Genomic DNA, 11,069 nt, shown 5'->3' with positions numbered 1-11,069 from the left:
AAGCCGTTTAGAGAGGATTTTTAGAGTTACTTATCTAGATCCGCAACTTTTAGGTTGGTAGACAATTAACCGACGGGGTATTTTTATGGGTGGAAAACGTATTTCAAAAGAGATTAAACAAAAAGCACTGGAACTCTTTCAACAAAGTTTTGGAGATAGAGCCACAAGTTCAATACTTGGCTTAAATCCGGGTACCGTGACTAATTGGTACTTATTATTTCGTTCCGGTGATACCTCTTGGGTCACGTCGCAATATCGCAAAACAGACATTAACGTACTGCAAAGAGCTGTCGATGAGTATCTCAATACCGAACAAGGCTGTAAGCTCATTGCTGTTAAATACGGAATTTCTACTGCAAAATTGTTAACAGCAAAACGAAATTTCGTAAACTATGGAGTAGTACAACTGCCCCAAGGACGAAATTCTATGCAGTGCCTCCAAGAGCAAAAACAAAAGATTAAAAAAGAATTGCAATCCATAGAAGAGCATAAAGAGCCATTAAATAAGAAGGAGCTTCAGGAAATGAAGGAGCTTTTAATCGTTAACATGGCCCTGTTGGAAGTTCTTGAAGAGAGCCATCCGGATGCGATCAAAAAAAAAGAATTCAGGCAGCAAAGAAAGCAGCTCAAGGAAAGATTAGCCTCCGTAGAGCATGCGTTATCTTGCAAGTAAACCGAAGTTCGGTTTACAAGTCGTTAAAGCCTTCAAAGAAGGATGCAAACGATCGAAATTTAGCTGAAAAGTTGCGAACGATCCAAAGCAAACACAAAGGTTGTTACGGAATCGATCGCATGACCGGAGAACTTCGACGACAAGGTCTGCATGTTAATCACAAACGTGTTGCGCGAATTATGAAACTTTATAAGCTCAATGCAGTAATTCGCAAGAAACGCAATTACTTCTGCGAGGTTAAGCAGGCTCGGCGCCAAGAGCTGCCGGGAAATCTGTTAGACAAAGAAATTCACGCGGATAAACCGGGACAAAAGCTTGTTAGCGATGTAACTTATTTATCTACAGCAGATGGACAATGGTGTTATGCATCTTTGGTGAAAGACCTTGGCACGTCGAAGATAGTAGCTTGTGTAACCGGACGAACTCAAAATTTGGGTTGGGGGATGCAAACGCTTAAGCAACTGAAGAATAAACTACAGCCGGGAGCATTATTTCATACAGATCAAGGGTGTCTTTATACACATCCGATGTTTTCTTGCGAATTGAATAAAATGGGATTTGTCCAAAGTCTATCCGGAAAAGGCAATTGTCTTGATAATGCTGTTATAGAAAGTTTTAACGGCACAATGAAGTGCGAATGGTTTTATCCTCAATTGGGTAAGGGACGATGGAATTTGTCCTTTGAGGAGGTTTCACAGATGGTCTTCGATTATGTGAAGTACTACAATGAGGAACGTATCCAAAAGAAATTGGGTTATTTAACGCCAAATGAATATCGACGTAAAATAACCCAAAAGCATTAACCTTAAATCCGGTCTACTCTACGGGGTAGAGTTCATTATGCGGGCTTTCTTGCACTAAAACAAAGCAATTTGATCTAAATAGTAATCCTGCTTATGATGTGAGTTTAATTACAAAAATAAGCGGAGCTCCAAGTGATACCTCGTATTTCTCAATTACCTCAAATTAGTGCCGAATATAAAAAATATTTAAGTACTTTAAAAAGTAAATCTTTTTCAGGTGATATAGAAGATCGTTATCCTGCAAGATTATTGTGTGCCACTGATAATAGTGTGTATCAATGTTTACCTGCAGCCGTAATTTTCCCGAGAAATACAGCAGATATAGCTCTTGCTTTGTCTCTTGCTCAAAGTAAGGAATTTTCATCGGTTTCTTTTGCTCCGCGCGGAGGCGGTACCGGAACTAACGGTCAATCTTTAAATAAAGGGATCATGATTGACTGTTCCCGTCATATGAAAGAATATCGCGATTTTAATGCGGAAAAGCGGGAAGTGACGGTACAGGCAGGCGTTATTAAAGATGAGTTAAATGAATTTTTAAAACCACATGGTTTATTCTTCTCTCCTGAGCTGTCAACTTCAAGTCGCGCAACTATTGGCGGCATGATAAGCAATGATGCGGCAGGACAAGGCTCGTTAAAATACGGCAGAACCTCTTCGCATATTAAAAAAGTTACTGTTGTTTTATATGACGGATCGGTTGCGACTTTCGGTCCGGTATCTGGCAATGAATTGCAGGCTTGCCTTAAAAAGTCAGGTCTTGAGGGAGAAATTTATCGCAAAGTTTATGCTTTGCTTAAAGGATGCACTAAAGAAGTAAAAGAGAAATTCCCTAAATTAAACCGCTTTTTGACAGGCTATGATTTGTATCATGCTTACGATGAAAGTACTGATACTTTAAATTTAGCCCGTTTAATTTGCGGAGCTGAGGGAACTTTAGGCGTGATTGCCGAAGCAGTTTTGGATTTGACCTTAGCTCCTACTTATCGCGGACTTGTCATTATTAAATATGAAAACTTTGATGCAGCTTTACGCCATGCCCCTGATCTGGTTGCAGCCGGAGCTTTATCCGTTGAAACGGTTGATTCAAAAGTCTTAAATCTTGCCAAAAAAGATCCGGTATGGGTAAGCGTCAGTGATTATATTCAGGATATTCCGGGAAAAGAGATTTTAGGCGTTAACATTGTCGAGTTTTCAGGGCTTGATGCAAAAGAAGAGAAAGAGAAACTTACAAGGTTATATACCGGTGTTTTACAAAAAGCCCAGAATGCCCAAGGCGGAATTTTAGGTGCGCAGGTAACCGAGACTAAAGAAGGAATTGCCGCGGTTTACGGTATGCGCAAAAAAGCCGTAGGTCTTTTAGGATCGGCGGCAGGAAGCGCTAAACTTGTCGCTTTTACCGAAGATACGGTAGTTCCTCCTGAGCATCTTGCCGATTATATAGTTGAATTCAGGGCTTTACTTGATAGCATGAAGGTTCCTTACGGCATGTTCGGACATGTTGATACCGGTCTTATGCATGTTCGTCCGGGACTCGATTTAACTACGGATGAGGATCGCCGCAAGCTGCTTAAGATTTCTGATGAGGTGGTCAAGCTTGTTAAGAAATATGGCGGACAGATGTGGGGAGAACACGGTAGAGGCTACCGTTCTTGCTATGGAGAAGTTTTCTTTAAGGATTTATATTCCAAAGCTCAGGAAGTAAAAGCCGCATTTGATCCGAAAAATATCTTAAATCCGGGTAAGATTTGCGTACCTTACGGCAGTAAAGATCAATTAGTAAATATCGACAGCCCGATGCGAGGTGATTTGGATAGAACCATTCCAAAGCTCGTGCGCGAACGCTTTGAAGGCGCTCTTAACTGCAACGGTAACGGACAGTGCTTTAGCTATCAAAAGAGCGCTTTGATGTGCCCAAGCTATCGATATAGTAAAGATCATGTCAAATCGCCTAAAGGCTACAGTGCGTTGATGCGTGAATGGCTCAGGCTTATGACTGAGCAGAATTTCAATCCTTTGACGGAGGAAATAGAAGAGTATACTCGCGGCATATCTCCGCTTTTATGGTTAAAGCGCGCTTACAACACGCTTTTTTGCAGAAAAGATTTTAATAAAGAATATTTAAGCCATATAAAGACTTGTCTTGCCTGTAAGTCTTGTAAAACGCAGTGTCCTGCACATGTTAATGCCGCGGATTTAAATTCACGTTTTTTATCCATGTATTACGGGCGTTATCTGCGTCCTTTGATGGATCTTATCGTTTTAAACGCAGAAAAGATTTTGCCGTATGCTGCTGCAATGCCGAAGCTTACGAATTCGATAATTGAAAACAAGCTTAATGTTTTTATTATGAAAAAAGTTTTCGGCATGGTAGATTTACCGCTTTTAAGCCAAACGACATTACGTGATGCCTGCAGACAAAACGGAATTCCGTATTTGTCGGTTAAAAACGCAAAACTTGCAAAGCCTGATGTCGTGTTGGTTGCCGATCCTTTTACGGCAGCGTATGAGACAAACGGTCTCGTTTCATTTGCTAAATTAATAAGAAAATTAGGTTATAGCGTCGCTGTATTGCGTCCATACGTTAACGGCAAGCTCATGGTGATCCGCGGCGATAGAAGACGTTTTGCCCGTTATGCCGCAAAACAGGCAGCCCGCATGCAGATCCTGCAAAGTTCCGGAATTACGCTCGTAGGTTTTGATCCTGCCTTAACTATTTGTTATCGCGATGAATATCGTCAGATGCTGGGGGCTTTCCATTGTGATTTCAACGTGCTATTGCCGGAAGAATGGTTGGAAATTGCCTTAAGAAATGAAAAGGTCGTAAACAAACTTGAAGAGTTTAAGGGCAGAATTTCCGATTTATTAAGAACACCTACCTATAAAGGTGAGTGGTACTTATTCTGTCATTGCACTGAAAATGCTTTAGTTCCTCGAGCCGTACAGATGTGGCAGCATATTCTCTTAAAATTCGGGTTAACTTTGATCCCGGTGCCGGTGGCGTGCTGCGGTATGGCCGGATTGTTCGGGCATATGGCGGCAAATCAGCAAGAGACTTATGCAGTTTATGAACGCAATTGGAAGGGAGAAATTCAAAAGCGTGTTTTTGAGCGTTGTCTTATAACCGGTTTTTCTTGCCGTTCGCAAGTTTTGCGTATGGAGCATAAACATGCTCAGCATCCGGTGTACGTGCTTGAAAGATTATTAAGTGAGGCTAAATTTTAGTGGGTTATAGAGAAATATTCTTTTATACGCTGGCGGTGATCGGTTTTTTCGGAATTGCTCCTGTTTTTATTTATTTTTTAGCGCAGTATTTTCCGTATACGATTGCCGACAGTTTAGCGTTTATTAAGCTTTTAAGCGCTTTTGGTATCCTTTTTATGCTTATAGGCGCGGCTTTTTGTTTTTTATCAAACCTTGCGCTTATAAAAATAGGGAAGGGCGGAGCCGGAGTAATAGGCAGAATTAAGCTCATGAAGGAGACGGAACATCTGGTCACTACCGGAGTTTATGCTTTTTGTCGCAATCCTATGCATTTGGGGCTCATTTTATTTTATTGCGGCATGGCGTTTGTGTTAAATTCAGTAAGTGCGATGCTCATTGCGTTTTTAACCTTTATTTTTGCTTACATAACTGCGTTATACTGTGATGAACCGCGTTTAAAGCGAGATTTTAAAGACGAATACACTGCATATGCCCGAAAAGTAGGGCGTTTTTTGCCAAAGATTCATAACAAGTACAAATAGGAGTTCGGCATGGAATTGATGTCCGGCGCACAAATGCTGGTGCGCACATTAGAAGATTTAGGAGTAGACCGCCTTTTCGGGTATCCTGGCGGTGCCGTTCTTGATATTTACGATGCGCTGCTTGCTTCAAAAAAGATTAAGCATATTCTGGCAAGACATGAACAGGGCGCTGCCCACATGGCTGACGGTTATGCTCGAGTTTCAGGTAAGGTAGGCTGTGCTTTGGTTACTTCAGGTCCCGGCGCTACCAATACCGTTACCGCAATTGCTACCGCGTATATGGATTCAATTCCTATGGTAGTTATAACCGGTCAGGTTATTTCTCCTCTTATCGGATCGGACGCTTTCCAGGAAGTTGATACCGTAGGTATTACCCGTCCTATCGTCAAGCATTCATTCTTATGTCAAAACGCTTTAGATATTCCTAAGTATTTGCGTGAGGCGTTTTATCTGGCATCAACGGGGCGCCCGGGTCCTGTAGTTGTTGATGTTCCTAAAGATTGTGTTCGTCCTACCGATAAATTTGAATATCCGCCGATGGGCGAAATCAAAATGCGTACCTATAATCCGACCAAACTCGGTCATCGCGGTCAGGTAAAGCGCGCGGCTAAAATGCTTGCTGAGGCAAGACGTCCTGTCATGATGGTAGGCGGCGGCGTTATTTTAGGAAACGCCTCTTCTCGCGTAAGAGATTTAGCTCATAGATTCAATTTGCCGGTTACTGCGACCTTAATGGGACTTGGCGCATTTCCGAGCACCGATCGCCAATTTTTGGGCATGCTCGGTATGCACGGAACTTTTGAGGCCAATGAGGCGATGGACAAGTGCGATTTGGTTCTTGCAATCGGTGTAAGATTTGATGATCGCGTGACCAATGATGTAAGCAAGTTCTGCCCTGCAGCAAAGATTATTCATATCGATGTTGACCCGACTTCAATTTCCAAGACTATCATTGCGGATATTCCTATTGTCGGTGAGGCAGATTCCGTTTTAGGTCAGTTCAATGAAGCCATAAGCGAGCTGCAGCTTAGCTGTAATACCGAGGATTTGGAAAAATGGTGGGCTCAGATTGAGGTCTGGCGTCAAAAGAAATGTCTTGCTTATAAGAAGAATAAGGATTTGTGCCAGCCTCAGGAAGTTATTGAAGCCGTATATAAGGCTACTAACGGTAAAGCCATTATCGCAACTGACGTAGGTCAGCATCAGATGTTTACCGCTTTATATTATCCTTTTGACAATCCCCGTCAGTTCTTAACCTCAGGCGGTCTTGGCACTATGGGATACGGTTTCCCGGCAGCCGTGGGCGCAAAGGTAGCCAAGCCAGATGAAGAAGTTTGCCTTATAACCGGTGACGGTTCTTTCCAGATGAATATTCAAGAACTGTCCACATGCTTTGAGTTCAATATTCCGGTTAAGATTTTCATTTTGGACAATCATACTTTGGGTATGGTTCGTCAGTGGCAGAAACTCTTCTACGGCGGACGTATCAGTTCCACTAATTTAAATTACAATCCTGATTTTGTCGCTTTGGCAAAAGCATACGGTCATGAGGCTATTTTGGTTGAAAAGCCTGAAGAGCTTGATGCCGCTGTCAAAAAAGCTTTGTCAATGAAAGATAAGCTCGTGATTGTGGATGTTTTATGCAATACCGATGCCAAGGTAATGCCGATGCAGCAGCCTAAGGGCGGTATGGCGGATATGTTTTTAGCGGAGGAGAATTAATATGCGTCATATCGTATCTATTCTGCTTGAGAATCAGACCGGTGCATTATCCCGTATCGTGGGACTTTTCTCCCAGCGCGGTTATAACATTGAGACTATTACTGCCGCGCCTACCGAAGATAAAGATATTACTCGTCTTAATATCGTTACCTACGGTGATGCCGTACATATTGAGCATATTACAAAACAGCTGCACCGCCTTATTAACGTAATTAAGGTAACATGTCTTGATGAGTGCGAATCAGGCGTTGTCGAGCGTGAGATTTTATTTGTTAAGGTTCAGGCAATAGGCCGCGGAGTGCGCGAGGAAATTAAGTTTCTTTGCGACGTATTTAAGGCAGAAGTTGTTGATCTAACCCCTGAAATCATGACGCTTCAATATGTCAATACCAGCAGTGAACTTGATCGCTTCTTAAATGCCGTTACCGAGCTTACCGATGTTATAGAAACGGTTCGCTCCGGAGTTTGCGGAATAAGTCGCGGTGAGCATGCTTTGCGCAGTTAGTTTTTAATTTTTTATATGTTATAAAGCGGCAGCTTACGGTTGCCGCTTTTAGTTTAAATGACCATGACTAAAGAAGAAATATTAGAAAAAGCAAAAAGTTTAAATGATTCTGATGATTATGACGCATTAATCTCTTTATTAGGCAAAGCCTATGATGAATCGGAAAATGATTATGCTTATGCTTTGGAGTTAAGCCGCGCTTTTATAAATAAAGGTAATAGCGTAGACGAGGGCTTTCCTTTTTATGTAAAGGCAAACGCTTTACTTGATAATTGTGCGCTGTCAGGTAAAGATGATCCGATATGGCTTTATCGTAAGGCTTATGTGCTTTACAAATTAAATCTGGTTGAAGACGCGATTATTCGTTTAGAGCGAGCTGCTCGCTTTGTTGACATTAATTCATCGATTTCATTGCTTACTATTAATAACCTTCTTTCGGTTTGTAAAAAACTTGAAGAAAAAATGAAGCTTAAAAAATTAAGCGATGAAGACAGGCAGGCTTTTTTTACACATATAAATAAGCATTTTGGTAAATCAAAATTACTGTTTAATGCTGACGGAGTTGAGTTTTACGAAATTGAAGCAAGTGAACTGCATGATTACAAAATGATTGTAAGTTTAGGCGTGAGCGCTCTATCCATGCCGGTTCCTCAGGGATTTTCCGCAAGAGACAATTCAAAGACGGAACTATGCGTCATTCTGCCTAAAAAATGGGAAATGAACTTAAGTGAGGAGCGTTTATCCTGGCCGCTTAAAGTCTTAAGTTCGCTTTGTAATTATGTTTTAACTCAAAAAGCTTTTGTCGGTTTCGGTTTTAGCTTTGATAACTCTAAGCCTTTTAGCTCTCATACTAAATTTCAGGGAGCAATGCTTACGGCTCTTGGCAACTATCCTAAAGAAGCGCAGAGTTATCAAGACGCACAAGGTTTGCAGGTAAATTTGTTTCAAATGGTTCCTTTGATGCCGATGGAAGTAGCTTACAGATTAAATCATAGTGCGCAGGATTTACTCAATTTGTTTAAGCTTCGTCATGTGGCTTTAACTCCATTGTTTGAAGGCCGCCCTGATGTTTGTGAAAGCCTTACCGTTAAAAAGGTTTAGTGCATTTAGCAAATTTTGCGAAATAGGATAGATTCACTAAGGCTTTTTTGCATTATCATTAAGAGTTGTCCTTTTCATAAAAGAAGAAAAGTAAAACTTAGAACTAGATTTTAAATAGAAAACAGCAAGGTGCTCTCATGGTCATGTTAAACGGAGCTCAAATGGTCGTTAAGACCTTGGAAGATTTGGGCGTAGAGCAGATGTTCGGTTATCCCGGCGCAACGGTTATTGATATTTATGATGAGTTGATGAATTCTGAGAAGATCCGTCATGTACTGGCTCGCCATGAGCAAGGTGCTGTACATATGGCTGACGGATACGCCCGCTCAACCGGAAAGGTAGGCTGTGCAATGGTCACATCAGGACCTGGTGCTACCAATACTGTTACTGCAATTGCAACGGCATACGGTGATTCCATTCCTCTGGTTGTCATAACCGGTCAGGTTAATACCGCTTTAATCGGATCGGATGCTTTCCAGGAAGTAGATACCGTAGGTATTACCCGTCCTGTAGTAAAGCATAGCTTCCTTTGCAAGAAGCCTGAGGATGTTCCGATTAATATCAGAAAAGCCTTTTATATTGCATCAACCGGGCGTAAGGGACCCGTGGTCGTAGATATTCCTAAAAATTGTCAGGATCCGAAAGTAAAAGTCGAATATCCACCGATGACTGAGATTAAGCTTCGTTCATATAATCCTACGGTCTTCGGACATAAAGGACAGGTTAAGCGTGCCGCTCAGCTTATAGCCAAAGCTAAAAAACCGGTACTTATTTTCGGCGGCGGCGTAGTGCAGGGAAATGCCAGCGAAGAGCTGCGTAAACTCGTTTTACGTATGAACCTGCCTGTTACTCAAACCTTGATGGGTATAAGCGGATTCCCTGAAAACGATCCGCATTGCCTCGGCATGGTCGGTATGCACGGTTTGTATGAAGCCAATGAAGCCATGCATAACTCTGATTTAGTTATTGCCGTAGCCGTACGTTTTGATGATCGCGTAACCAACAATGTTAAGAAGTTCTGTCCTAACGCAAAGCTTGTTCATATTGATGTTGATCCTGCGTCAATTTCAAAATGCGTACATGCCGATTTACCTATTGTCGGCGATTCAAAAGCGGTTTTAGGTCAGTTAAACGCAGCTTTGGAAGAGCTTAATCTTAACGCCAATCCTGAAGTTGAGGAGTGGTGGAAAGAAATTTACGAATGGCGTGCCCGTAATTGCTTAAAGTATAAAGTAAGTGACAGCGTAATTAAGCCGCAGCAGGTTATTGAGGCTGTTTATAAAGCAACGCGCGACAGCGGGGTGAAGACTTTCATCACTACTGATGTTGGTCAACATCAGATGTTTGCTGCGCAGTTCTTTAAGTTTGATGAGCCGCGTACTTTTATCACTTCAGGCGGTTTGGGTACCATGGGATTTGGCTTCCCGGCAGCTGCCGGCGTGAAAGTCGCTCATCCTGATGCTCAGGTTATATGCTTTACGGGTGACGGTTCATTCCAAATGAATATGCAGGAACTTTCAACCTGTAAGCAGTATCATCTGCCGGTTAAGATTTTCATTTTGGATAATCATACTTTAGGTATGGTTCGTCAGTGGCAGTCACTTTTCTATCATCAGCGTTATTCCCAGACTGATTTAACCTTTAATCCTGATTTTGTGAAACTTGCTGATGCCTTTGGTCATAAAGCGTTTAAGGTAAGCGATCCGAATAAACTTGATGATGTTGTTAAAGAGGCATTGTCGTTAAAGGATGATCTGGTAATTGTTGATGTTATTACCGATACTGATTCAAAGGTCTTCCCGATGCAGAAAGTCGGCGGATCTATGGTTGATATGATCTTAAGCGAGGAGGACGCTAAGTAATATGAGACACGTAATTTCAATTCTCATCGAAAACGAAGCCGGTGCTCTGTCTCGCGTCGTAGGTCTGTTTTCTCAGCGTGGTTATAATATTGACAGTTTAACCGTAGCCCCGACTGAAGATCCGACATTATCTCGCTGTACCATTTTGACTTTAGGCGATGAAGAAGAAGCGGAACAAATCACTAAGCAGCTGTATAAGCTTGTTGATGTATTGCGCGTCAATGATTACGAGGAGGATGTAAGTCTTGAACGTGAGCTTGTTTTAATGAAGCTTCCTACTCCAAATCGCAATACTCGTGATGAAGTTCGTTCTTTGTGTGAGATTTTCTCTGCCAAGATCATTGATGTTACTGCTGAAGTTTATACGGTTCAGTTTGTAGGTTCTGCTGAAGAGGTGGATAACTTTATTGCAACCGTTGGTAAATGCTCGGAAATTTTAGAGACCGTTCGTTCCGGCGTTCTCGGTATCGCAAAAGGTAATCACTTCATGCACTCATGATAAAAGTGTTAACTCAGATATGATTTTGAAACGGAGATCGCAGGTCTCCGTTTTGTTTTTGGATTTTAACTAAGATATAGATTTTGCCTCTTTAATTTGCTCATCCGTGCAATTTAATCCTTTTTTGATGGTTTGTTCATCAAGACCAATTTTAAGCAAGC

At 41.8% G+C, this 11,069-nt stretch carries 9 protein-coding genes; all 9 read left to right on the top strand.

All coding sequences use genetic code 11. The annotated features are described in order from the left end of the window. Positions 1–85: 85 nt before the first annotated feature. Complete coding sequence (locus tag QZ019_RS07520; protein ID WP_295483800.1) at positions 86–673, top strand: hypothetical protein; 588 nt, start codon at positions 86–88, stop codon at positions 671–673. Then, positions 604–1,476: an IS3 family transposase gene (locus QZ019_RS07515; protein ID WP_307761632.1), complete on the top strand. Its 873-nt coding sequence runs from the start codon at positions 604–606 to the stop codon at positions 1,474–1,476. Before QZ019_RS07520 ends, QZ019_RS07515 begins: the two co-directional genes overlap by 70 nt. A gap of 132 nt (positions 1,477–1,608) precedes the next feature. Continuing rightward, positions 1,609–4,698, top strand: coding sequence for an FAD-binding and (Fe-S)-binding domain-containing protein (locus QZ019_RS07510; protein WP_294567400.1), 3,090 nt, complete (start codon positions 1,609–1,611; stop codon positions 4,696–4,698). Next, positions 4,698–5,219, top strand: a complete 522-nt coding sequence (locus QZ019_RS07505; RefSeq protein WP_294567403.1) for an isoprenylcysteine carboxylmethyltransferase family protein — start codon at positions 4,698–4,700, stop codon at positions 5,217–5,219. Before QZ019_RS07510 ends, QZ019_RS07505 begins: the two co-directional genes overlap by 1 nt. 9 nt (positions 5,220–5,228) lie before the next feature. Continuing rightward, on the top strand, positions 5,229–6,941 hold the full coding sequence (gene ilvB, locus QZ019_RS07500; RefSeq protein WP_249082839.1) for a biosynthetic-type acetolactate synthase large subunit: 1,713 nt from the start codon (positions 5,229–5,231) through the stop codon (positions 6,939–6,941). 1 nt (position 6,942) lies between these two features. Next, positions 6,943–7,446, top strand: coding sequence for an acetolactate synthase small subunit (gene ilvN / locus QZ019_RS07495; protein WP_295483797.1), 504 nt, complete (start codon positions 6,943–6,945; stop codon positions 7,444–7,446). A gap of 57 nt (positions 7,447–7,503) precedes the next feature. Further along, positions 7,504–8,547 (top strand): suppressor of fused domain protein, encoded by a 1,044-nt coding sequence (locus QZ019_RS07490; RefSeq protein WP_295483794.1) that lies wholly within the window; start codon positions 7,504–7,506, stop codon positions 8,545–8,547. Positions 8,548–8,684: 137 nt separating this feature from the next. Further along, complete coding sequence (ilvB, locus tag QZ019_RS07485; RefSeq protein WP_295483792.1) at positions 8,685–10,409, top strand: biosynthetic-type acetolactate synthase large subunit; 1,725 nt, start codon at positions 8,685–8,687, stop codon at positions 10,407–10,409. Position 10,410: 1 nt separating this feature from the next. Next, a complete protein-coding gene (ilvN, locus tag QZ019_RS07480) occupies positions 10,411–10,908 on the top strand; it encodes an acetolactate synthase small subunit (RefSeq protein ID WP_295483790.1) in 498 nt (165 codons plus the stop codon). Positions 10,909–11,069: the final 161 nt, after the last annotated feature.

This window comes from uncultured Succinatimonas sp., from assembly GCF_905203285.1.
GTDB lineage: Bacteria > Pseudomonadota > Gammaproteobacteria > Enterobacterales > Succinivibrionaceae > Succinatimonas.
This window is presented reverse-complemented; position numbering and strand designations above follow the sequence as displayed.